The organism is Clostridium formicaceticum, from assembly GCF_001854185.1.
Taxonomy (GTDB): domain Bacteria; phylum Bacillota; class Clostridia; order Peptostreptococcales; family Natronincolaceae; genus Andreesenella; species Andreesenella formicacetica.
The window spans coordinates 310,550-334,420 of record NZ_CP017603.1; the positions used below are offsets into that span (position 1 = coordinate 310,550).

Annotated in this window: 19 protein-coding genes; 2 read left to right on the forward strand and 17 right to left on the reverse strand. The window is 38.9% G+C overall.

Annotation, left to right across the window (positions count from 1 at the left end; translation table 11 throughout):
* Nucleotides 1-5 precede the first annotated feature (5 nt).
* Nucleotides 6-239: a hypothetical protein gene (locus BJL90_RS01410; protein ID WP_418219417.1), complete on the reverse strand. Its 234-nt coding sequence runs from the start codon at nucleotides 237-239 to the stop codon at nucleotides 6-8.
* Nucleotides 240-306: 67 nt separating this feature from the next.
* Nucleotides 307-567, reverse strand: coding sequence for a helix-turn-helix domain-containing protein (locus tag BJL90_RS01415; RefSeq protein ID WP_070963637.1), 261 nt, complete (start codon nucleotides 565-567; stop codon nucleotides 307-309).
* Between the two features lie 176 nt (nucleotides 568-743).
* Here BJL90_RS01415 and BJL90_RS01420 point away from each other — a divergent pair, with 176 nt between their 5' ends.
* Complete coding sequence (locus BJL90_RS01420; protein WP_070963639.1) at nucleotides 744-923, forward strand: SymE family type I addiction module toxin; 180 nt, start codon at nucleotides 744-746, stop codon at nucleotides 921-923.
* Between the two features lie 146 nt (nucleotides 924-1,069).
* Nucleotides 1,070-1,426, forward strand: coding sequence for a hypothetical protein (locus tag BJL90_RS01425; protein ID WP_070963641.1), 357 nt, complete (start codon nucleotides 1,070-1,072; stop codon nucleotides 1,424-1,426).
* Nucleotides 1,427-1,496: 70 nt separating this feature from the next.
* On the opposite strand, the gene BJL90_RS01430 is transcribed toward BJL90_RS01425, so the two are convergent.
* From BJL90_RS01430 to BJL90_RS01500, 15 genes are all read right to left on the reverse strand, one after another.
* The gene (locus BJL90_RS01430) at nucleotides 1,497-2,507 is read right to left on the reverse strand and encodes a hypothetical protein (RefSeq protein ID WP_070963643.1); all 1,011 of its coding nucleotides are present in this window, start codon (nucleotides 2,505-2,507) and stop codon (nucleotides 1,497-1,499) included.
* A gap of 11 nt (nucleotides 2,508-2,518) precedes the next feature.
* Entirely contained in the window at nucleotides 2,519-3,775 is a 1,257-nt protein-coding gene (locus BJL90_RS01435; RefSeq protein ID WP_070963644.1) for an ArdC family protein, read from the reverse strand.
* 84 nt (nucleotides 3,776-3,859) lie between these two features.
* Nucleotides 3,860-4,531: a hypothetical protein gene (locus BJL90_RS01440; RefSeq protein ID WP_070963646.1), complete on the reverse strand. Its 672-nt coding sequence runs from the start codon at nucleotides 4,529-4,531 to the stop codon at nucleotides 3,860-3,862.
* Nucleotides 4,532-4,555: 24 nt separating this feature from the next.
* Nucleotides 4,556-5,614 (reverse strand): hypothetical protein, encoded by a 1,059-nt coding sequence (locus tag BJL90_RS01445; RefSeq protein ID WP_156778685.1) that lies wholly within the window; start codon nucleotides 5,612-5,614, stop codon nucleotides 4,556-4,558.
* Nucleotides 5,615-5,787: 173 nt separating this feature from the next.
* A complete protein-coding gene (locus tag BJL90_RS01450) occupies nucleotides 5,788-6,633 on the reverse strand; it encodes a pentapeptide repeat-containing protein (RefSeq protein WP_070963650.1) in 846 nt (281 codons plus the stop codon).
* Nucleotides 6,634-6,737: 104 nt separating this feature from the next.
* Entirely contained in the window at nucleotides 6,738-14,069 is a 7,332-nt protein-coding gene (locus BJL90_RS01455; RefSeq protein WP_169824178.1) for an InlB B-repeat-containing protein, read from the reverse strand.
* Between the two features lie 598 nt (nucleotides 14,070-14,667).
* The gene (locus BJL90_RS01460; protein WP_070963654.1) at nucleotides 14,668-16,785 is read right to left on the reverse strand and encodes a type IA DNA topoisomerase; all 2,118 of its coding nucleotides are present in this window, start codon (nucleotides 16,783-16,785) and stop codon (nucleotides 14,668-14,670) included.
* Between the two features lie 123 nt (nucleotides 16,786-16,908).
* A complete protein-coding gene (locus BJL90_RS01465; RefSeq protein ID WP_070963655.1) occupies nucleotides 16,909-17,268 on the reverse strand; it encodes a DUF4316 domain-containing protein in 360 nt (119 codons plus the stop codon).
* A 3-nt stretch (nucleotides 17,269-17,271) separates the two neighbouring features.
* Nucleotides 17,272-17,910, reverse strand: a complete 639-nt coding sequence (locus BJL90_RS01470; protein WP_169824179.1) for a CD1107 family mobile element protein — start codon at nucleotides 17,908-17,910, stop codon at nucleotides 17,272-17,274.
* Entirely contained in the window at nucleotides 17,867-18,058 is a 192-nt protein-coding gene (locus BJL90_RS01475; protein ID WP_070963659.1) for a hypothetical protein, read from the reverse strand. Before BJL90_RS01475 ends, BJL90_RS01470 begins: the two co-directional genes overlap by 44 nt.
* 171 nt (nucleotides 18,059-18,229) lie before the next feature.
* The gene (locus BJL90_RS01480) at nucleotides 18,230-18,541 is read right to left on the reverse strand and encodes a DUF7736 domain-containing protein (protein ID WP_070963660.1); all 312 of its coding nucleotides are present in this window, start codon (nucleotides 18,539-18,541) and stop codon (nucleotides 18,230-18,232) included.
* A 104-nt stretch (nucleotides 18,542-18,645) separates the two neighbouring features.
* On the reverse strand, nucleotides 18,646-18,858 hold the full coding sequence (locus BJL90_RS01485) for a Maff2 family mobile element protein (protein ID WP_070963662.1): 213 nt from the start codon (nucleotides 18,856-18,858) through the stop codon (nucleotides 18,646-18,648).
* 68 nt (nucleotides 18,859-18,926) lie between these two features.
* Nucleotides 18,927-21,116: a M23 family metallopeptidase gene (locus tag BJL90_RS01490; protein ID WP_070963664.1), complete on the reverse strand. Its 2,190-nt coding sequence runs from the start codon at nucleotides 21,114-21,116 to the stop codon at nucleotides 18,927-18,929.
* Between the two features lie 6 nt (nucleotides 21,117-21,122).
* Complete coding sequence (locus tag BJL90_RS01495; RefSeq protein WP_081562173.1) at nucleotides 21,123-23,525, reverse strand: VirB4-like conjugal transfer ATPase, CD1110 family; 2,403 nt, start codon at nucleotides 23,523-23,525, stop codon at nucleotides 21,123-21,125.
* Nucleotides 23,503-23,865 carry a PrgI family protein gene (locus BJL90_RS01500; RefSeq protein ID WP_070963665.1) on the reverse strand — a complete coding sequence of 121 codons (363 nt, stop codon included), beginning with the start codon at nucleotides 23,863-23,865 and terminating at the stop codon, nucleotides 23,503-23,505. The genes BJL90_RS01495 and BJL90_RS01500 overlap by 23 nt, the downstream gene beginning before the upstream one ends.
* Nucleotides 23,866-23,871: the final 6 nt, after the last annotated feature.

Sequence of the window (23,871 nt, forward strand, 5' to 3'; positions counted from 1 at the left end):
ACCTCTTAACAGTACAGACTTCTCAGATAATCAGCCTGCTCCGCAGTAATCATCTTATCGCTGACCAATGCCATATTTATCGAACCGTAACACTCATCTATCAAGCAATCTAAATACAACACATCTTTTTCCTTCCCATCAATCAAAGCATTAATGTCATGGGCAAGATAGTCAGGTATTGAGATACCTTCATTTCTCAATTCCTGTACATTTTTCAATTTATATTTCATATCTCTCACCTACTCACTTATAAATTACAAGTTTTTGTTAGCTATTATTATATCATATATTGTTGAATTTGTCACATTAACGTACATGAATATTAGGACTTAGCCCTTCAAAAAATTGCTCATAGTTTACTCCAAGAATCTCTTTGATCAATATTAAATCACTTATAAAAATATTTCGTCTTCCTTGCTCAATATGGGCATAGGTAGCCCTTGCCATATTACGCCCCTTAAGTTGAAGTTCTCTCTCCATATCATATTGAGAAAGATTCCGTTGCTCCCTTAACCTTTTTAAATTATGGCCAATATGAACATTCGGCTCCTGTAAAAGCTTCTGCATGAATCATTCCCTCCACCCGATACCAAATAGTATCTTTTCCTTGATTATAGCAGAGAAAAATATTATAATAGATACCAGATAGTATCTATTTAAAAAAATTGTAAAGGGGTGAAAGTATGTACATTATATAATATATCTTTGAACCAGTATCCATTTAGAAAGGATGAAATTCATCATTGAAAACAAGAACATTAAAGGTTTACGAGGGAACAGGGGTAAACAACAGAGTACCTAGAGTAAATTTACAAGGAAAGTGGTTACAAAATTATGGTTTTGAGATTGGTGCATACATAGAAGTCAAATGTAATAAAAATATGCTAGTAATTACTATAAAAGAGACAATAGTCAAGAAATAAAATTAACCACTAGAAGTATTCTTCTTAACGGCTTTTCAATCAGGCTACTGGCTTAATACCACAGAAAATATCAAGGGGTTTCACATAAGGTAATACTTATATTCCCTTTAAACAGGCAACGATAATAAAGAAGGGAAGTGATACAAATGACCTTCAATAAATTACAATATTTGCAGGAGGAATATGATAAACTGCATATCGAAGGAAAAACAAACTTTATTGAAAATGCTCGGTTTTGTCTAATGGCCGATCAATATGATTACAAAAATTATCATTCTAATGGAAAACTAACGGAAAGCGAATTTTATTCCGTTGTTGATCTCCTATATGAGTTAGATAACCTGAACATGTTAATAAGCTTTGTAGTTAGAAATATAAAGGTTCTGCTACAGGAAGTGGATGGAATAGAGAGCTTAAAGCCTTTTTTAGAAAAAGCAGTTATAGATGAAGCAACCTTCTTGACAAGAATAAACACTTTTCTCCAAAAACAGAAAAATTGCTAAGTATGAAAGCCACTAAGGTCAATCGCTTAGTGGCTTTTTCCCATTGTCCTCATCAACACAGCTCATAATATTATTTATTCAGTTGATCACTAAATTCAAGACTTTTGACTGTTTTTTCAGTAGAAGTACCTTTATCCTTCATATCACTGATTACTGATCGGCCTTTCCAACTATCAAACTCCTGCTGTATCTCCTTCCCTGTTAGCCTTACTACTTTTTGGTTTGCAAAATCCAATAGCTTTCTGCCCTTGTCATCTACCTTTACCGTACCATCACTATTTAAAAGGTAAGGCGTTCGTGTCAATTTATACGTAGCATTTTCAAAAAGCTTCACCATAAGCATATTAGGACTTAACCCCTTATCAACACTGGTTTTGCTCTCCTGATCATATTGATAGACATGGGGTACAAATACTCTTTCTGTGGTGGTAAGGACAAATTGTCTATATTGGCTACTTGCAGGTAAAATAATTCTTGTTTCAGTGCCTTGGCGTGGATTCCCTTCCACATCAAGAACTGGTTCCATTGCTTGGCTTTCAGTATTATACTTTTTTATTTCTACTGTTCTGGTTGCAATTATTTGTTTTCGACTAAACTGCACACCAATTTTTTTTCTCGGATTAAAGTCTTTTGAAGCTTTTGTTTCTTTTTCCCGATCTTCACCTTTTTTATTTTGACCTTCAGATCGATCTTCTTCTATCCGTTGTGACTGATGTTCTATCATATGAAGATTTACCCCCAGGTGCTCTAATGACGAATAATGGTTAGGCCCTCCCGTCCAATCCTTTTCATGCTCCATAGTACGATATAGGACATTGCTATACCATTCAGAATTGTGTCTAACATCACTTATACTGATATAATAAAATTTTGATGTAGTTTCATGTTTTAACACAGCAGAAAAACAATAATGATTAGCATTCAGCTTATGAAGTTTCATCCCGACTTCCTTTGCAATCCCTCTTAAAACTCCCCTGTACTCCTTTTGGAATTGCTTGTAGTCAGGGGATACGACACTCCCATAATCTTCAATCTCATGGTGTTCCCATTTATCAATGAACTTCTTTATTGCATTTGACATTATGCTACCTCCTACCTTTCTACCACCCTGCTAAGGGACATTTTTCCTGCCTTTGCCCTCTGACCTTTGGCTTTAATGGCTTCTAGCATGGAAGGTTCTTCTTTCAATATGTGGCTCTCCAAATACCTTTTTAATTGACTGATCAAGTCCTTACTACTGCCATATGTCGCTAAATCCATATAGGCCCTCTCATTAATGTAATCTTTAATATCTTCATCACATAGCAATAGTTGAAATCCTTCACGAGCAAGAATATTTGAAATGTCCTGTTTCATTTCAATAAAGGTTTTCTCATTTCCCATCACCTTATCATGTTCTACTTCCAAGCTCTCATTTGTTGTATTCAGATATTCCTTTTCACTGATGATCTCAGCCTTAAAATCCATATAATTAGCCGTTTTTTCAGCTTCCCTTATTGCCTGAATCAGAATATTAGGCTTCTCCTTAATGGCCTGAATCCAACTCTGAACATAGGCTTTATGGTTATTTATATGGTTTTGATCATGCTCGACCTTCAAATTAACACTCATAAAACAAGAGCTGATCTCTGCAATCAGTTCCTCATATGCGTAGTCACTGGAACCAAACATATTCATTATGTTACGATTCAACCGATGTGCTGCACCCGTAGCATGGGCCAGCTCATGCAATGCTGTGGCGTTATACGCATATTCAGTTACAAAATACTCTGGTTTTGGCAAGTGAATCTGATCTGTCAGGGTACTGTAATAAGCCCTATCCTTCCCATCATTGAAAATTTGAACCTCCATATTTTTAGCTAATTTATCAATGATCTCATCGGGACGAATATGAGCATTTGTTTGAATCTCCGGCAACGGGGGAATGCCCTCAATAAACTTAGCATTAAAAACAGTGAAATATTTTGCGATAAAGGCTATATCCTTTAAAGCTTCTTTATCATGCTTAATTAAATTAAAGGCTTCCCAGGACATAGCTTTCCTTTTTTCAAAATCATAGGGAAGCCAATATTCAACCTGTACCCCTGTTCCCTTCGCTCCCTGTAGTTTCCAGCCTTGGTTTTGAACCTGTAAGAAGGTACACCACCGAGGGTCATCATATCCCTTTTCTAAAGCCACAAATCCTAGCCAAAACTGATTAATCCCTTTATATCTACGATGAGAAATTGCATTCATTGGCGACATGGCTGGCCCATTCCATTCCTTTTTCCACTTTAATTGCTTTTCATTTAAAGATTTAATGAAAATATCCGCTATCTTCTGGCGAAATTCTCTAGTTTTGCCGTTCATCTATACATCCGCCTTTCTATCCGCATAAAAGAAGAAGATATAAGGCTATGCACCCTATATCTCCTTCTGAACAGATGTGTCATTCTATTTTTCTAATTCACTGCTTTTTTGGGGTTCATCTCCCTGCCGCTCACTTACCGTACCTAATCCCCGCATTTGATTCAAAGCAGAATTTTCCTTGCGTTCCCCATACAAATTACTTCTAGCCATTTTCATAGCTGCATGATGTTGTTTTTTTGCATCTTGTAGCGCATTTTGAAGTTGATTAACTATAAACTCCGGTGTGGTCATCTGAATAGCAGCGACCTCTTTTGCATAGGTTATGGCATTATCTACCCCACAAATTGCCTTGTTCACCTTTTGTTTTGCCTGATTTTTTAAACCATTTACTTTTTCAGAAATAGTATGAGGTATTTCCAAAATAGCATTCTTTACTTCTGACAATGCACTCTTGATCATGTTGATGTTTTCTCTAAATTCATATATAAACTTTTTAGTGGAAAAATTGTGTTCGTTTTTCAATAAATTAAGGGTATCCTGAATTTTTACCTTTGCTACTTGCATAAATAAATTGATCTTATTTACCTGTAATGCAGTTTCCCTATTGTTGGCTAATTCTACAGTCAGCTTATCGACTGTCCCGTTTAACAACTCAATTTGCTTGGCAAGAGAGCTGATAATGGCAAGCATTTCATCTTGACTCATAGCTGGCTGCTGTTTTGAATTTGAATTTTTCTTTATTTGGCTTTTTCCCATCGGGATTCTCCTTTCATCTTTCTTTCATCTTTCAATGTCTTCTCTATGACCTCTCCCCTCTAATGTTTGATTTTGATTGCTCCGTATGCCCTTGGCTTTGATGGAGGCCAGGGTAGATATTTCTGTCTGTGGCAGCAGCTTTTCATCCTGATACAGTACCCGTTTACCATAGGTGATCTTGGCTATATCATCAAGCGTATAGGATTCATGCCTGCCGAATAGCTGTTCAAATTTTCTCCGGTCTTGGGCCTGTATATGATAAGTGCTGATGTACCTCCCAAAATATTTTAAGGGACTCGCTGTTGTCTTAAATGTAAACAGCGTATTATTCTTATTGATGGTGAGATTAACGGTTTGACAATCCTGATCTTTCATGATTTTGATAATTTTCTTCTGCTTGTGCATCGGATTAGTTGGGTCATTCTGAATTTCCTGTAACTTTGAGTTGACAGCTTCAAATTCCATAATGTAAAGACCTAATTTTTCCCCATATTTTTCATGATACTGTTTTTCAAATTCATCAATAACCTGGGAACGGCGTTCACCCCCCACGATATAATTCATAAAAGAAGATTCTTCAAGTTTTATGCTTACATCTGGTAAAAAGTAATCCATTGTTTCCGTAGACCATTCTTCTACAAAGGATTGACCAATGTGTTCTGTTCGCCAAATACTGTAATGGTTTTCCTTCATTTCATCCGTAACAGCTTGCTTTAAGGGTTCATAGTTTTCATTGACATAATTCTCTACTCTTTTAAAGACTTCTTTTTCGATAAGACTTTCAATTTCTTCCTTTGAAACAGTAGTAATTTCCCCGCCATTTTCAAGAAGACTCCTTAGAGAATATTGAGGTTCATAGATTGTTTTTGTTGCATGATTCCATACTCCTGCAAATTCCAAATTATGCTTCCCATCCAACGGATATGGACTTTCATTATATTGGTATTGATTATAAAGTAAATCTACTTCATCAGTGACAGGCATTTTAACATAGGTTGTGTTTCTTATCTTCGCTATGGTTTGATTGCTATTTAAAAAAGCTTCTAACAATTGATTTGCCGTGCTGCCATCTATTTTTACCATATTTTCAATCCTCACTTTCACCTTCTATCAATTCTTCTGCTGTAATTGTTCCGTTCTCAATGAAAATAATCATATATTCGCTCATTTTTTCCTCCCTGAGTGTCACTGACTGACACCGTTATTTTATAAAAGCCGACCTGGTTAATTGCTTAATCCCTGTATATAGGCCCTTACTACAACTCCTTATTTGGGGTTGTTTTTTCATGCCCATCCTTCTTGCTGCTAACCCCTTTTGATTTTATTTGATCTAAAATAGATTGCTGTGCCGGAAGCACACGATTCCCTTGTGGGTTAACCTTTTCTGCAAATTCCCAAATGTGATAGCACTTACCACCATCAAAATTAAAGTGGTATTCGTCCATATAATTTACTTTTCTGAGCTGACCGTCAATCAGCACCATATCACCATCATTCACCTCAAAAATGGTCTCATAATTAGATCTTATAAACCGTACTTTTTTAATGGCTCTATCAATTTCATCCTGATTCACATGAAGTGCCCACAAAATTTGATTTCTGTAATTCTGTATGTCCTTGTTCCTAGCTCCGGTCATGGTCATTGTAACTGTAGAAAAATCTGTTGTTATATTTTCCGCTTCTACATTCTGAAAATGAATGTTATCCATGAGCGCATGTTGAAACTCCGTTTGATAAAGTACCGACGTTTCAAACAGGACATATCGCATTCGTGCATCGGTTAAGTCTGTGAACCTAAAACTTGCGTCCTTGATATGCGTCCCGTAAATTTCGATTCCTGTCATATTGACATGATTGAAATTCGCATTTTCAATAAAACACCCTGTAAGCACCGCCTTTTGAAAATTCACATGCTGACCATCAAATCCCATGAACTTGCATTCATAAAAACGTGAACCTTCAAAGCTGCTGATTCTACCTTCACTGATAGAAATTTTTACTTTATAGAAATAGCAGTTTGAAAAATCGGCAGTGTCATCATTTTTCAAAATTTCGTATAATTCTTCTTCTGAAACATTTTTCAGAAAATGAGCATTATCCATAATCCTGCCCTCCTTTCTTTTTTGGATAAAAGCAAAGAGTGTCATTTGCATTTGACACCCTTTGCTTTTTACCTATTTAATTGTGTAAACATCCTTTGCTGTACTTATTTAGTTGTTTTCTTCTTCCTCCTAATGAAAATTAAGAGGAAGATAAGAAAGCCGCTACCAACCAAAGCTCCTATAGCATAAGGCACAAGGTTTATATGATTGGAAATTCGATCATTACTTTCCGGAATTTTATCCGTTGTTTCCACAGGGATTTTGTGGACAGTCCGCATTATTACAAGGGTATTCTCTCTGTAAAAATATTCCCAGCCATAAATATCCCCTTCTCTGCTGCTCTCCTTTGGCAAATAAATATCCCTTTTTTGCCTTGCGTTGTATTCTGCCAATTTTTGGCCATCCTGATCTATTACATAGATTGGCTCTCCGTAGTTGAATACTTGCTTTAGGATAATTCTGTCCTGGTCATCTATAAAGGTGATTTCCACCTGCTTTCCTTTTAAATTTGATACAGAAACAACAGTTTCTTGCGAATATTCACTTTCATCTTTTGAGAATTCCTTTTGCTGATCACTGTTTGTCAATCTTGGTGTACCTGGCTGTCTTACAACAGGCTGGCTTTTTTCCTCCGGTTGCTTCTCTACTGGCTTTGGTTGTGGTGCTGGCTGTGGTATGGAGTCTTTATTATCAATGCTCCATTTGGCATACAGTACCATATTTTCAGAAATAGGATTGTTGAAATTCATTTTTCGAGTCAAGGATTGATCTTGATACCACCCATCAAATATATATCCTGTTCTCAATGGGGATTCAGGCGCATTAATTTTGGAGCCTTTCACCACACTTACAGGATTTAGACTTGTGCCACCGTTGGCCTGAAAGCTGACTGTCACTTCTTTGATTTCAATGATCGTTTCTTTTTGATTGATCAAAACACTGGCAGCCTTTGAGACATTTCCCGCATAATCCCTGGCATAGATGACATAGGAGCCGTTTTCCAGGCCGTCAAAGATATTGGAGGCTTGCCATGAGATACGATTTCTGATAGAAACCGTTCCGCCGTTGGCAATTCCATAGTCTTTTACACCTGAACCTTGATCACTGGCAATGACCTCCAAATTCATCTTTTTATCTTTTTCAGTGCTGACGATCTTGTTGATTTCAGGGATGATATTATCCACCTGATATACACCAAATGTTTTTGAAATGCTATTGTTCATCTTGTCGTATGCAATCACATGCAAATAGTAGCTTCCTGTGTCTTCAAAAGCCAAGGTATTTCTTGCTCTTGTGATTTTCTCACTCCATCCACTGGCCGATAAGGAAGGGAAGCTCTTTGATTTTGTAATCTTATATCTGTAATAATCAATCCCTTTATAATCATCCTGAAAAGTAATAGTTACTTCCAGTTCATCAACCCATCTTTGGCTTGTGGGATTGACTGTAATTGTAGGCTTGTGAAATGCCTTAATGTCCACAGTTGATTTTTCATTAACCTTAGAAACATGGCCTACTCTGTCCATGGCATAGATTGAATATTTGCCTGTTTGGGTGATTCTGATCTTATTGGATTCCTGCCATGCTATATTTACAGGTTTATCCTCCAAACTATGGGGCCTGATTCCATACTGGACAACTCCACTTCCTTCATCACTGGCCGATACTGTCAGGTAGACACTGTCATTTTTATATCCCACCGCAACACCGGATACAATTGGTGCTGTCATATCTACCTGATAGGCTCCATAGGTTTTCGTTACAGTGTTGTTATTTTTGTCATACCCCACCAAATGCAGATAATATTCGCCTGTTTGATCTAAACTGATCGTCAGTACGGGTTGATCTATCTTTTCACTCCATCCCTCATAGTCCAATGCTGGCATATTGGGGTTTGTGCTGATCAGGTACTGATAATAGTCTACTTCGATCTCACTGGCAGGACTAAAAGTAATTTCGATTTCTTGTTTGGTTTGCCAACTGCTATTTTCAGGACTTACCATGATTTCAGGTTTAGCAAACTGATCTACGGCCACTTTAGACAATCCATCAATGGCCGATATGTTTCCTGCTCTGTCCATTACGTACAGGTAGTATTCTGCTATTTTTGTAATTTCCAGCACATTTGACTTCTGCCATACAATGCTCTCGTATTGGTCTTTTTGATTAGTCATACCGTAAAAAGCAATTCCTGAATGTTCGTCCTCTGCTTCTACAGAAACCTGAACCATATTATTGAGATAGGCAGTGCTATATCCCGTTATCCTTGGTTTAGTCATATCAATGTAGTAAGGCCCAAAGGTTTCCTTCGCCTGGTTCCCTGCCCGATCATGGCCGATAACGTGCAGATAATAAATGCCGGTTGTGTCCAGAGTCTCCACCTTTACTAACCCTGTACTTGTTTCCCATCCACTGGCAGCTTCGTCAGGAGCGGTTTCTTCTGTCGTAAATACATACTTAAAATCACTCAAAGTCTGATTGTCCGTTACGTTGATTGCAATGGTCTGTAATTGTGTCCAGTCAGTTCTCGGCGGTGTGGCTGTAATCGTTGGGGCTATTGTATCAATCTGATACTCGCCACTTGTCTTTCTCACATAATTTCCAGCCTTGTCATAGCCTACCAGATGAAGATAATAGACTCCATCTTTATTAAATGTGAATGTGGCTGTATCAGAAGTGATTGCTTCACTCCATCCTTCATCGTCCAATGCAGGCACTGTATAGCTGCTATTGATCAAATAGTGATAATGGGAAAACTGACTTTCTTCATCATTGAATGTGACATAGACCGTCAAGGATGTAGACCAGTCTGAACGCTCTGGGTCAACTGTTACTATAGGAGCTGTCTTATCAATCAGATAGGGAACACTTGTCTTTTTCACATAGTTCCCCACTTTATCATAGCCGACCAAATGCAAATAGTACGTACCTGCTTCATCCAATAAGAATGCTCCTGAAGGAGAAACCACCTTCCTGCTCCATGCTTCATCATCCAATGCTGGCATATTTGGATTGGTGCTTAGGATGTACTGATAATAATCAAACCCGCTTTCTTCATCAGTGAATTCCACATGGATTGTTTTTGTCTGTGACCATTCCGATTGTTCCAGATCAATGACAACTGTTGGTGCTGTGCTATCAATCTTATACGCTCCAAATGTCCGTACAGCTTGATTTCCTGCTATATCAGTGGCTATAACATGTAGGTAATAGCTGCCTGTCGTAGTCAAAGTAGTTGTGGCCGATGTGCCTGTACCTTCAATCCATCCATCCGCATTTTCATTAGGGACTGTGTCACTGGTATTGAACATATATTTGAATCTCATGTCTGTTAATACCGGATAATCACTAATGTTGATTATCACCCTTTGGGATTCCACGTATTCAGATTTTGGCTGTGTGGCCGTTATGGTCGGGCTGATCGTATCAACTTCATAGGGGCCAAAGGTTTTCCTCACCTCGTTTTCTGCCTGATCATAGCCAATTAAATGCAGGTAGTTTACACCTAAAAGATCAATGGTGAAGGTTCCCTCTGTTTCGTTAATCATATTGCTCCAAGCTCCATCACTGGATTCAGGGAATTGTGATTTTGAATTGATGATGTATTTATAACCATCAAAACCGCTACCACTATCACTGAATAGAACAGTAACGGTATGGCTCGTGGCCCATTCACCATGTCCAGGGTCTGCCGTTACCCCTGGGGCTGTTCTGTCAATTTTATATGGCCCAAAGGTTCTGATCGTGCTGTTACCTGCTTTGTCATAAGCTAATATATGCAGGTTGAAAACCCCATCTTGATAAATGTAGGCTGTGGTTTGTGTGCCAAACCCTATTGTCCATTCCTCTGAATTTTCATCAGGGATAGCTTCATCTGTGGTGAACAGATATTGATAGCGTTCAATCCCTGATGGGCTGTCACTGGCATAAATTTGCACTGCCTGTAATCGTACATATTCAGATTTTGGCGGTGTAGCTGCGATCACTGGTTTTTGAGTATCGATATGATATGGCCCACTGGTTTTGAAAATATAGTCACCCTTTGAATCAATTCTCATTAAGTGCAGGTAATAGATTCCTGTGGTGTCAAAGGAAAAAGCTGCTGTTGTGCTGCTGTTGGTTTCGCTCCATGCCGGACTGCCTGCCGATGGGGTTCTGCTGCTGTTATTGATCACATACTTGTATCCGTTATATTCGCTTCCATGCTCACTAAAGAGGGCATGGACGGTTTGCGATTGCTTCCAATCCGATTCCTCCACATCCACAATGATTTCCGGTTTTGCCATATAGATTTTATACTGTCCGCTCGTATGCTCAATATAATTTCCTGTCTTGTCATAGCCTATCAGATACAGATAATTTAAACCTGGGGAATCAATTGTAATCCTCCCTGTATGGCTGTTTACTGGATTACTCCACCCATCATCATCCAATTCAGGTTTTTCCGGATTCTTGCTAATCATATATCGGTAATAGTCAAACCCGCTATGTTCATCACTAAAGGTGACAAGGACATCCTGTGAATGCTTCCAATCGGAAAATTCAGGGTTTATTACATCTACCTTGGGTTTGGTTGTATCGATTTTATAATCTCCGAATGTTTCAGCCCTTCGATTACCCGCTACATCAGTTGCAATCACATGAATATAGTATCTCCCCGTACTGTCTAAGATAAGGGTGGTTGATGTACCTGTACCGACCGTCCATTCCCCTGAATTTTCATTGGGTGCTGTATCACTGGTAGTTATACTGTACTTATATTCCCCTAAAATGCTGTTATCTTCAACCTCTATTAAAACTTCCTGTGATTGCTTCCAGGCTTCGCTAGGGACTGTTGCGGTGATGGTAGGGGCCACTGTGTCAATCCGGTATGGCCCATAGGTTTTTGTAATATAATTACCTACATTGTCGTATCCTGCCAAATGCAGGTAATTCAACCCTGTAACATCAAAAGTAAATGAGCCTGTTGTATTCATTTTCTTTTCTTGCTGTCCAAGCTCATTCAATGATGGCGGTGTTTGGCTTTGGTTGATTATATATTGGAAATAGCTGAACTGGCTATGAACATCATGAAAAGAAACCGTTACCTCCTGGGACTGTTTCCAGTAGGATGACTCATGGTCTATGTCCACCGTTGGCTTGACTGTATCGATCTCATAAATGCCTGTAGTTTCAATGTGATAATTTCCGGCCTTGTCGTAGCCTAAGAGATGAAGGTATGTCAATCCTGTATCCTCTGTGATATTCAAGAGGACAGAGCTTACAGCGTTATGATCTGGCGCACTCCATCTATCATCATTTATTTCCGGTACTGCACTGTTTTCGCTGATAATGTATCTTGAATAGTTAAATCCGCTATCCTCATCGCTGAAAGCATAGTCTACCCGTTGTGATTGCCCCCAGGTTGAATGACGGGGGTTCACTATTACCATTGGCTTTATCGTATCAATTTTGTATTGGCCGAAAGTTCTGGCCGATCTATTTCCCACATGGTCATAGGCAATTACGTGGAGATAGTGAATTCCTGTCTCATTGAGGGTTAAAGCTGCTGACGTGCCTGTTCCCGCTATCCATTCCCCCGAATTTTCATTAGGGGCAGTGCTGCTTTCATTCACTGTATATTTAAAACTTGCTAAATTGATATTATCACTGACATTCACCGTTATGTTTTGAGATTGTACATAGGCAGTATCGGGACTTGTGGCAGTGACGGATGGGGCTGTACTATCAATTTTATATGGCCCGCTTGTTTTGGTGATGTAGTTTCCTGCTATGTCATACCCTACTAAATGCAGGTAATACGTGCCTGTTTGATTTAAGGTAAAAGTTGCTGTACTGTTAGTAATTTTTCCGCTCCATGCTCCATCGGTTAAACCTGGCATTTGATAACTGGTATTGATGATATATCGATAGCCATCAATACCACTGCCATGATCAGTAAATATGGCATTGATGGTTTGCGATCTCTGCCAATCGCAATTTTCCACATCGACAATGACCTCTGGCTTGGTCGTATCATCTTCAACGAAGAATGTACGGGTAAATTCATCGGATTGAATACCTGCACTATTGGTCACTTTTAGAGTATATGAGTAAGTGCCGATACCCAAATTTGCTGTATTAAAGTTGGTAATCGGTGTTGCTGTTGTGCTGACCACTGCACCATTTTTTCTAAGCGTCCAGGAGTATGTTGTCAATGCCTTCCCGCTTGGGTCGTAGGAGCCATCGACAATATTTAACGTATCATATTTCGTAATTTTGTTTGTACCATAATTAAAATCAGCTACAGGCTTTTCCGATGACGAGGACAAATACCTGGTGATTGGATAGCTCCACATCCCCTGTTCATCTTTAACACGTAGCTGAATTAAGTATATTTTCGACTGATTAAAGGAAGTCAGTTTTCCCGCCGTCCATGTAGAAGCTGTACTCTCTCTATATGACCATTCTTCTTCAACAATCCCTGGCCCGTATCCGATATCTGTACTGGTATCCACATCAATTGAATTAGTACGATAGGTAATATTCGTACCATTGATAACGGTACTAAAGCTTGCTACAGGTATGCGGTGAACATACACTTCCTTGACCAAGCTGTCTGCAAAATATATTCTGTATTTTCCAGCCTTATCAAAGGTATTGGGCAAATTACTTTGATACATATCTGAATTGATATATTTCCCCATGTTGTTTTCAAAATAGGCGTAATCGTGTACGATCTTCCAGCGTCCATTGGGATATTCCGGCGTAGCAGTATTTGTTCTTAGGTTACTTGGAGTCACCTCAAAAATAATCGGTTCCTCCACCACGACATATTGTTTTGACTGATAGCTGTCAATGACGCTTTCAATATAGGCTACTGTCTGATTAATGGCGTTGTTGTAATTAGTGTTGTTAATAAAAATCCCCTTGCCATTATTTTTTGAGATAAAATCTGTATTGGAAGCCTGGTTTCCGGCGTTTCCCCATGAAATATAATGGATATTTTCGTTGATGGTTCTCATGAGGGTTTGAGCTAAGTCATTCTCATTCTGAAAATCTGATTCTGCATAATCGTTAATATTCACGAGCATTTTAGTTGCATTATCCCGCCATTCCGGTGTTTTCAGCACTTCCGATACTGTCTTCACATTGGTTTGTGTCAGGGTAATCCCATTCAGTCGAAACGACCCTATGTCACTACAGCCATGAGAATAGTGATCAGAAAAGAATCCAAAACCTGCACCTGTTCCACTATCTATCGCTACAGTAACAGGAGTAGACATTCCACCCCCTGATATAGTAATAGCGTTTTTATCTGCTGTGACCGAAAGCGCCCCACTTCTATTAATGTCCAATGAACGAACTAATGTTAGCCCGCCACTTGTAAAGCTTGTTCTGTTGGTATTTTTAGAAAATGTAAACTTCCATATTGCACCCAATGAATTGTTCGCCATGGAATAGAATTGTTGGTTTTGATTGTTGAATGACAACATATACCCCGATATGTTACTAGACGTTTGTTTAACTCGTAATAACATTCCGGCTGCCTTAAAGCTATCTCCATAATCAATATTATAGGAATAATTAAATTGTTGCTGATAATCGACCTCTGGGATAGTGAAAATTGCGTTTTTACCTGCTAATGATTGATTGCCAACCATATCAATGACGCTCCCGTTATTAGTAATTGTTATATTACCAATTCCATCACCTGTAGAACCGCCGACCCTTGTATTGTAATCCATATAGGATGTATCCCAATTAAACGCATTTGAAATATTCACTTCCGCAGATTCAATTTCATTGATTTCTACAAAATCAGTGTTATAGCCATCCCTTTGAAGTCCGGCCAAAATATCAGCTTTGAAATTTGCCGTATTGGTCTGAGATATCCCTTTGGCTAAAAACACATCTATGATGGGACTATTTAAAACATTGACATTAACGGTCTCATTGGCATAAGCAGTAGGCAGTGGTATCATGGTCATGATCAAGATCACACTGATGAAAGCATTGAACCATTTATATTTTTTAGACATATTGCGCTCCTTTCTATTTTCCTTTTGAATTTTTAAATTGAAATCCTATTGTTTTTTCAGGCGTAAGGATTAAATAAGCTTCAAACTTTTTCCCACTCTTTGCAGTAAGGCCCTTGATCAAATCTGTTTTCCCTTTTTCCAGGAGCTTCTTTGCCTGGCTTATGGATATCGGTTTTTGCGCTGTAGGGTTAAATATTACAAATCCGCAGCCCTCTTTCCCACTCTCACAGGCATATGCCTTTGGGTAAGCAATGACCTTTTTGCCACAACGGGGACAAATACCAATTTCTGTTTTTCTGCTACCACCTGTCATTGGCTCCATCCCCACTTGCCTTTTCATAATAGCTGTAATTTCAGCATAGACAACGGATAAACTTTCCGGTATCGTCAGCTCTCCCTTATACACATCTTTTAAGATTTTTCCTAAGAAGACGGTTTTCTCCTTTGTCATGTCTATGCCTAACTGCTCAAGACACTCAACATAATATTTTCCCTTGGGCAGAATCAGGTAATTTGTCTTATCTAAGGCTATATATCCGCTCTGTATCGCACCTGCTATAATGGATGGCCGAGTTGCTTCCGTACCGATTTCCAGGCCATCAAACAAGGCTTGATAGTCTTGATCATCATTTTCTTCTGCCTGCCTAGATTCATCTTTAAAGGGGTTTTTAAGGAAGCTGTTGAGGGTTTCTACCGTATAGTGTTTTTTAGGCTGTGTGAACTTCTCAACAGGCTTAAAATCAACTTCTACTTTGTCATTGACATTGAATTTCGGCAGCATTTTTTCAGTTTCATTTATCGGTTCAACAAGCTTCCATCCTTTTGAAACAGATACATTTCCTTTTAGGCTGAATTGCTCCCGCTCTCCAACGCTGATTGTCATTATTGTTTGGTCAATGACACAATCCTCTTGATAGAAGACTGCACAGAAACGGTTAAAAATCGCTGCATAGCAATTTTTTTCATCCACTGATTTAAAGTCCTTGTCAGTGGGAAGCTTGATCGTGGGTATGATCGCACTATGACTTTCAATTTTCCGGTCATCAAAGATCGATTTCTGATCTTTAAACACCACCTGATGTCCTTTTTCCTGAATCAGCTTTAAAATAGCTTGCACCCTTCCCTTTTCAGCAGTGGCTAGATATTCAGTAGGGGTACGGGGATAGGAAACAAATCCCCGTTCATATAGCCCTTGTACCAGGGACAAGGTTTTATCAGGACTAAATTTAAACCGTTTGGAAAGCACGTTTTGTAATCCTGATTGGCTAAATAGCTTCGGACTTCCTACGATCTTTCTTTCCGTCTTGATATCTGTTACCACTGCTCCCAAGGTGTTATATACATCACATAGCTCCTTCGCTGCCTGTCGCTGCTGTGGTTTAAATTGATGTTTGGCGGTCAAATCAATGGTTTCACCATTGGTAGCTGCTTTGCTGTTTATCACCAAATATTTTTCCGGCACAAAGTTTTCAATTTCCCGCTCCCTATCATAGATCGTTTTGACGATGGCACTGATCACTCGGCCGACCTTTAATAAGCTATCGCATTTGACGCTGGCATAGCGGGTCAGATTAATACCATAGGCCCAATCAATATAGGTTCGAGCATAACCCTCTCTGGCGAGATTGTCATACTTGCTGTCCAATTCCAGTGAGGATAACCCGTTAATGATGGTGCTTTCCACCTGATCAGGAAGCCATAGACGATGCACCGGCTTTTTGTTCCCTGCCTGTTCAAGAATGATTCTGATAATGATCTCCCCTTCCCGATCACTATCACCGCAATGTACTACAGCTTCGGTTTTATTGTCCTGTATCAGCTTTTTGATCAAAAGAAACTGCTTCTTTACACCGCTATCAACCTTTTTAGTTTTGTGATCTTTTTTCAAGGAAAACTGATATTGATCAGGGAAAAACGGTAGCTGATCAAGTGACCATTTAGAGGGTCTGCCCTCACTGCTATATTCCTCAATGTCATAAAGCTGAAAAAGATGACCAAAGGCCGGAATCACATAGTAGCTGGTACTTTCGCTATAGCCATCTTTTCTGGTGACTTTTTCGCCCATCATTTGAAGTGCTTTGCATACATTGGCTGCCAAGGATGGCTTTTCACAGATTATACATTTCTTCATATCTCACCTCATGTGTCACTGACTGACACCTTATATATTTTTCGGATTTTAATAACCCTCCCATGGCTGTCTAATGACCAAGTAGAGGGTTACGGATTGATACATATTCTTTTACACATCTTTCTACCGTCCTGTAGCTTTATCCGGAAGCTGTTCAAGTTTATCCCTTTGTATGCCTTTGGCTTGTATCGATTCTAAAACAGATTCAGATTCTTGAAATTCATTGTTTATCAAACCGTCGATCATGTTATAGTTGCTTTCAGCACTCATTTCTGCATTTTTCAAGTAATGGTCATCCAGGCTGCATTGAATGGCCCTTGAAATCGCTGATACAAGGTTTTCAATGGTTGTATCTTCCCAACAGCACAGCCACAACAAGCTATTTTCTTCCTCCACTGATAACGTTACATTTCCAAAAACTTGATTTAATCGATCAATATTTCTCTGGACATATTCACTATATTCTGTTCTTTTTCTCAGCATGTTCTACTCCCCTTTCCCCTCTGTATCGGACTCTATGATATCTTCATCATCTTCGATATACTGCAATTCTTCATATTCCTCATCATATCCGTCCTCCTGGGATGGCGTATGAAGCTTTTTCTGCTTCGGCTTATAAATCTTGAAGTAATATCCTGCACCGATTAGAATGACGAACACGATGGCAATGAGTAATAGATTGTTATTCCCTTTCGGCCCAGACTCAGTATCGGAAGGGGTTTCTATTGGTGTAGGCACTTGTGGTATCTGTTCCAATTCAGTAACCGGAACGTTTTTATTGACGCTTAGATTGCCATCATTGATTTCTTTCAGGAAATACACATTATCTTGGCTTTTCTCATTGTCGATCACCAAATAATAAGTGTTTCCATCGGCTGTAACAATTGTATAAAACTCTTTCTCTCCACTGAAAGTATAATCAACCGCAGTTCCAGAGCCATCCCTTTTCTCCCCTGTCACACTTTCGGGCATGGTCTTTTCCAACAACGTGTCATCATTTACCGTATTTGCCAATACAGATGTTGTCATCATGCTAATGACAAACACCAATAGTAGAAAAGTTCTAAAGATTTTCATTGGCCTATTCCTCCTTCTTTCCCCGTAATAGCTTCCCTGCTTCTTCAACAGACATATTTTCCTGCTTCAAGATATTTCGGATAGTGGCTAATTCCTCTGCTTCGATCTGTGAAGTGATGGCCTTTAACTGTTCATTCAGCTTATCCCTTTTGATAAGCAGTTTTTCCTTTTTAGCTTGCAAAGCCTGTAAGCTCATAATCATGCCTCCCTGCCTGAAAATAAATATAGGGTGAAATATGCTCACCCTATATTTTTTAAAGCTATTCTATTTATTGTGATAAAGAAAGAAGATGAGCGATTTAACCACGCTCATCAATTTAAGATAATAATTTGATATTCATTTTGATCCGCTAAGTACCTTAGCCAACTACGGAAGCGGTTTAATATCCAGTTCCTTGCCATAGGTTTTTTCTTGCTCCTTTATCCACGATTCCAAAGAATTCTCATCAACCTGATCAGCATTTGCATGTGTAAGCTGTGGAAACTGCTCTAACAGGAATTTCTGACATTCCCTTATAAAATCAGGTATTTCATGAGTAAAAACACTTCTTCCGGTCATAAATTTCAAAATATCGTATATCCCGTCCATGTGTCTAGTTGAAACAAGCTTCCCTGTGGTGATACTCAATACATCTCCAATATGAAACTTTTGAGAAATTATCTTGCCCTTGTATTGCACTTGAATAACCTCCTATCCCGTATAGACTTCTGTCTATATTATACCATTTCATCGTCCCCCCAAAAACGAATATTTTGGATTTTTCAGGGATTCTTCGGAACTTTTTAAAACATCGATGAAAGCATTGGGATTAGCGTCAGCCCAACAATGGCAATGCCTGCACCTGCCATCAACTGCTTCACCCCCTGACTTTTGGCCCCTGGATTATCGTTTCCGTAACCCTCCATCAAATTGATGACCCCCCAGGCCGCAAGTGCCGCCCCGATCAGGACTACCAGTGTTGAAAGTGTTGAAATTGCTGATGTAAAAAATGACATAAAACTACCTCCTATAATTTTATAATTTTTTTGAAATATAAAAATCCCCAACTCTGGAATTGGGAATTTCAATCAGAAACAGGATATTCAATTAAAAACAAGGGATTGCACTGTTTTCCATTATGTTCAATCTCTAAGTGCAGATGTGGCCCTGTGCTTCTCCCCGTATTTCCCGAAAGTGCTATCTGTTGGCCCTTCAATATGACATCCCCTTCTCTTACACTGGAAGAATTTAGGTGCATGTACTTAACTGTATATTTCTCTCGTCCAACTTCGATTTTATAGTACACATAATTCCCTGTCGAACTGCCACTGCCTACGGCTATTACCGTTCCGTCTGCTATGGCATATAATGGCGTATTTTCAGGAATGGCTATATCCAATCCCCTGTGAAGCTCCTTGGAATTATCCATTATCCGGTATCCGTACAAGCTGGATACCAAACCCCTCCAATCAGAAGTTTCCTCTAAAGGATTTCTGCCTATCTGACCATATCCTAAGCCCTCCTGGTATTGCTCATATTGCAGTAAGGCCAGCTCACGATCTTCTTCGTTAAGCTGATTGAGTTGGCTGATGGCATACTCGTCTATATCCCCCTGCTCCAAAGATAAATACAGTACCCAGTATTCAACCCATACGTCTTCATATATGGCGTTGCCTTCATTGTCATATCCTACAAGCTCTGTTTCCCACCATCCCTCATCGGCATATTCCTGGTGTACCTGGTACAACTCATCAAAGGCGGCTTTCAGTGCAGTTTCCCCTGATCTTCTATCCAAGTCATCTTGCAGCAATGCGGTAATATATCCGATGACCTGTACCTGTCGCTGCTGTTCCTGTGCCATATTGATATCCACTGAACCGGATATTCGTACTTCATCCACAGGGTCATAATTTGATTTTGCATAGGACTCCGTTTGATCAGCTTCAATCAGTTCCATACGAATGTCCGTCAATTGCTCATTCCAGAATAGGGTCATATTTGCAATTTCTACATTCTCATTTTCACCAAAATCAAAAAAGATACTGAACACGCTGACAATTGCAACTACGGGAACAATTACGATCATAAATACCACTACAGTAGTAATGATCGTTTTGAGTAATAGTCCCATAGCCCCTATTGCAGTGCTGATAACGTGATAAGCCTGTTTGACATTATACAGTGGGTCAATAAATTTTACAGAACCTACAACAAAATCTTTCACCCTATGCAGTGGCGATCGATATAATCCTTTTTCCTCGTAAATTCTTTTCTTGATATTCCTCCTTTGCATACTCCTTGAAATAGGATTCGATTGCAACAGGGATTCAGACAATGCTTGATTGTACTCGGCCTTGGCACTGGCTACATTAGCCTTATGCTTCAATTTTTTCGCTTTGACATGGTGCTTATCAAATCCATAATTATCACGAATATAAGGCTTCATGATTTTATTTTTAAGTACAGTTTCAGCCTGATGTGCTACCTGAACCCCTTCGTTACCTTCCATCTGTTCACTTTTTTCTAAATCTCTTTTTATCAATTGCTTTGGTTGATGGATGGATTGATATTGCAATTTCTGTTCTACCGTCCGCTCACCTTGTTTCAGTTTGACTTCCTTCTGGTAGATTCCATGTTTCAGCTTTGATACTTTTTGCCCTTCCTCGCCCTCCTGAACTTCTTCATGCAAGCCTACACGAACAACTTTTTTTGCCTTAATTTTTTCCTCAACCGAACTAACTTCGAGATGTTTTTTTTCAGTTTTTTCCTTTAACTGCTTTGCCTTTTTTTCATATTTCAGGCCCTTCTCATGGGAGTACATCTGTCTGTACAAGGCACGATCTTCGTTCCGTATGGTTTCTCTAATATCGTCATATAAAGGACTGGTTTCACCCCGAATGCCCTGCCCAACGATATTTGTAATGTGTTGGGACTCCTTTGCTAAATACTCTGCTTCATTCTCTGCTATTTTTTTTCTTCGTTCGTCAAAATATTTTTGCCTATTCTTTTTACCCCTGATCTTCTTCGTCTTTGGCTTATGCCTTGGTTCAATCGGTTTTCTATTATAAGGTGCTTTGCTTCTAACTTCTTTCAGAAGATTTTTGTCAGAACGTACTTTTTCCACCACCCGATTTCCTAAATCATCCTCTTTCAGCTTTTTGTACTTTATATCCACATCATCATATTTGCTATCATTAGGTGCTTCGTTTGATGGGGATTCCCTTGCACTTTTTCCCATAATATGTTTCTTTTTATCTTCACTGAATTTTGCCATAGCTGATCACCCCGCTTGTTCTTCCAATCGAGTTGTCATGAGCTGATACAGTTTTGTATCTTCTGGAAAATGATCTTTAAATGGAATGATTACACCCCCATAAATTAAAAGCCCCTCACCTGGGGGACTATTTGATACGTATGATAACTGCATTTTAGAGATATTCAATTTTTTTGATAAAAACTCTTTGTCGGCTGGTGCTTGGGCCAACAGATAAATAAAATTAGAGTTTTCAAAAATATTCTCGATCTCTTTTGATTCAAGGAAGTCCTTAACATTTTGCGTAATTCCAGTTGGGATACCGCCCCATTTCCTGAATCGCTTCCAGATTTCTACAGAGTAAGCAGATGTTTGCTCTTCCTTGAGCAACAAATGGAATTCATCAATGTAATACCATGTGGATTTCCTTTTATCTCGATTTATGGTCACTCGATTCCACACTTGGTCTTGTACGATCAACATGCCCAATTTTTTTAGGTTCTTGCCTAGTTCTTTAATATTAAAGCAAACCAACCGATTTTTTAATTCTACATTCGTTCTATGATTAAACACTTGTAGGGAACCTTTCACATAGATTTCCAAAGCGTCTGCTAAATTGTCTGCTTCCTTACTTCCCTGTTCCTTCAAAGCGTTCCACAAATCTTCTAAAATCGGCATGTTTTCAGGTATAGGGTTTAATAGATATTTCTGATAAATAATGTGTACACACCTATCAATAATGGTCTTCTCGACTGGCAACAGCCCGTTTTTACCACCACAAACCAATTCCATCAAGGACATAATAAAGTCTGATTTCAACGCAAGGGGGGACTCATCATCACTGTAATCCATATTCAAATCCAATGGATTTACATAGTCCTTTGATGTCGGTGAGATATTTATAACCTGCCCCCCCAAAGCTTCCACCAGTGGCCTGTATTCTCCTTCGGGGTCACAGATAATAATGTCATCATCTGTAATCAGAAATACATTGGTTATCTCTCGTTTGGAACTGAAAGACTTACCGCTTCCTGGAACTCCCAACACCAAACCGTTAGGATTTTTAAGACGCTTTCTATCCACCATGATCATGTTGTTACTTAACGCATTCACACCATAATATAAAGATTGCCCGCCCATAAACAATTCCTGTGTAGTGAAAGGAACAAAGATTGCTAATGCGGATGTGGTCAGCCCTCGTTTCGGATATAGATTGTTCACGCCAATTGGCAGACTTGCCATTAAGCAATTTTCTTGTTCATAGTCATATGGCTTTAAGTTGCACTGATATTGCTGTCCTATGGTTTTTGCCTGGAATATGTTCGTTTCCAGTTCCGCTTTCGTCCTGGCAATGTTGGTGACTATGATCGTAACCATAAACCAACGTTCATTGCGTGACTGCAAATCCCGTAAAATCCGTTTTGCTTCATCGGCATAGGTATTGATATCCGTTGGAATGACATCCATGTCGTATCCTGCTCTGACAGCCTTTTTTTGTTCTTCAATTTTCATTTTGTCCAGATCAGAAATTTTGCCTTTAATAATTTTTATCGCTTTTTGCTGATCGATGGATTGAACGTGATAGCTGACAATCATTTCACTTTTCATATCTAAAAAATCTGCCAAGGTTCTATCACTAAGTTCTGGCGCAAGAATCATCATGTGCAGAGATTGCCCAACCTTCTTATCCATTCTAAAATATCTTTTGTTATTGAAATCAAATATTGAAGGAGCAATGTAATCTTTGGTAGACAGCCCTCTTTCTGTTTTCTCATTCCAGTCGAAAGTAAATACCTTATCAGTAGTTAAAATATTATGCAGGACTTCCAATCTTTCTTTTCCATTCAGGCAAAAGCTTGTTACTCCTAGCAATTTAAAATTATTTAGAATATTATTTTCTATTTTGGCAAGCTTGCCTTTGGCTTCATTTAGACCTTCGCATTCTATTGTAAAGGTAATGTATTTCCTCCTAGTTAAGCCATTGTTACCCTTTTCCAACTGTTCCATCAACATCTCTCTGTATTCCTCACGAATATCATCAAATTCATCATCCTGGCTTTTGATCTCAATGGACTTTTTTTCTTCATCAATGTTTGCCAACTCATTTATAAATGTCAGTTGAAAAGAAACTGAGTGATCGAAGTAATTCAGAAAATTGCACCATTCACTAAAAATTACTTCTTTATCTTCTGAGTGGGCGAGCTGATAATTGATGTCGTTATATGCAATGGTTTTGTTGAAATGGGTATCGTCTATCTGGCAAATTCCATCCTTAAACATCTGACGGTAGGGTATGGTGTCCTGTGTTGAAGTCACTTGATTCTGTTTCTGATTTCTAACAGAATCAATGACAACAGACAGCAATGTTTCTTTTTTTCGGCCCTGCTTAAAATGTTTTCTTTGCATATCAGGCTTTTTTACTGCTTGCATTGGCACGTTTCTTTACCCCCCTTTTTAAAAAAGTATTTTTTTCCGTCACTTTGTACGTCCTGATCGGCTGCTGCATATATTTAAATTTGAGGTAGCTTTTCAATAATTCTTCCGCAGGTATCCCGTCCCGCTCATATAGTCCGAGCAGTATTGAAGGTGCAGCAACGATAAACAAGGCTATCATTGCGATTTCATTAGGAGCTATCTGTCGCACCAAGAAATACACAGGAAAACCCATCATAGCAGCACTGCCAAAGCTGATCAGTTGCCTTTTGGTTAATCCAGCAGCAATTTTGGTTTTGACCCGATTTAAATCTTTCGGCACTTCTATATATGCCATCCTACA

Bases quoted from the DNA above. Each gene is read 5' to 3' on its own strand.
- BJL90_RS01455 (WP_169824178.1), bottom strand. From the start codon at position 14,069: ATGGCGAACAATTCATTGGGTGCAATATGGAAGTTTACATTTTCTAAA.
- BJL90_RS01425 (WP_070963641.1), top strand. From the start codon at position 1,070: ATGACCTTCAATAAATTACAATATTTGCAGGAGGAATATGATAAACTG.
- BJL90_RS01475 (WP_070963659.1), bottom strand. From the start codon at position 18,058: ATGAGCTTACAGGCTTTGCAAGCTAAAAAGGAAAAACTGCTTATCAAA.
- BJL90_RS01415 (WP_070963637.1), bottom strand. From the start codon at position 567: ATGCAGAAGCTTTTACAGGAGCCGAATGTTCATATTGGCCATAATTTA.
- BJL90_RS01490 (WP_070963664.1), bottom strand. From the start codon at position 21,116: ATGGCAAAATTCAGTGAAGATAAAAAGAAACATATTATGGGAAAAAGT.
- BJL90_RS01440 (WP_070963646.1), bottom strand. From the start codon at position 4,531: ATGGGAAAAAGCCAAATAAAGAAAAATTCAAATTCAAAACAGCAGCCA.
- BJL90_RS01495 (WP_081562173.1), bottom strand. From the start codon at position 23,525: ATGCAAGCAGTAAAAAAGCCTGATATGCAAAGAAAACATTTTAAGCAG.
- BJL90_RS01460 (WP_070963654.1), bottom strand. From the start codon at position 16,785: ATGAAGAAATGTATAATCTGTGAAAAGCCATCCTTGGCAGCCAATGTA.
- BJL90_RS01450 (WP_070963650.1), bottom strand. From the start codon at position 6,633: ATGGATAATGCTCATTTTCTGAAAAATGTTTCAGAAGAAGAATTATAC.
- BJL90_RS01485 (WP_070963662.1), bottom strand. From the start codon at position 18,858: ATGTCATTTTTTACATCAGCAATTTCAACACTTTCAACACTGGTAGTC.
- BJL90_RS01465 (WP_070963655.1), bottom strand. From the start codon at position 17,268: ATGCTGAGAAAAAGAACAGAATATAGTGAATATGTCCAGAGAAATATT.
- BJL90_RS01500 (WP_070963665.1), bottom strand. From the start codon at position 23,865: ATGGCATATATAGAAGTGCCGAAAGATTTAAATCGGGTCAAAACCAAA.
- BJL90_RS01430 (WP_070963643.1), bottom strand. From the start codon at position 2,507: ATGTCAAATGCAATAAAGAAGTTCATTGATAAATGGGAACACCATGAG.
- BJL90_RS01445 (WP_156778685.1), bottom strand. From the start codon at position 5,614: ATGGTAAAAATAGATGGCAGCACGGCAAATCAATTGTTAGAAGCTTTT.
- BJL90_RS01435 (WP_070963644.1), bottom strand. From the start codon at position 3,775: ATGAACGGCAAAACTAGAGAATTTCGCCAGAAGATAGCGGATATTTTC.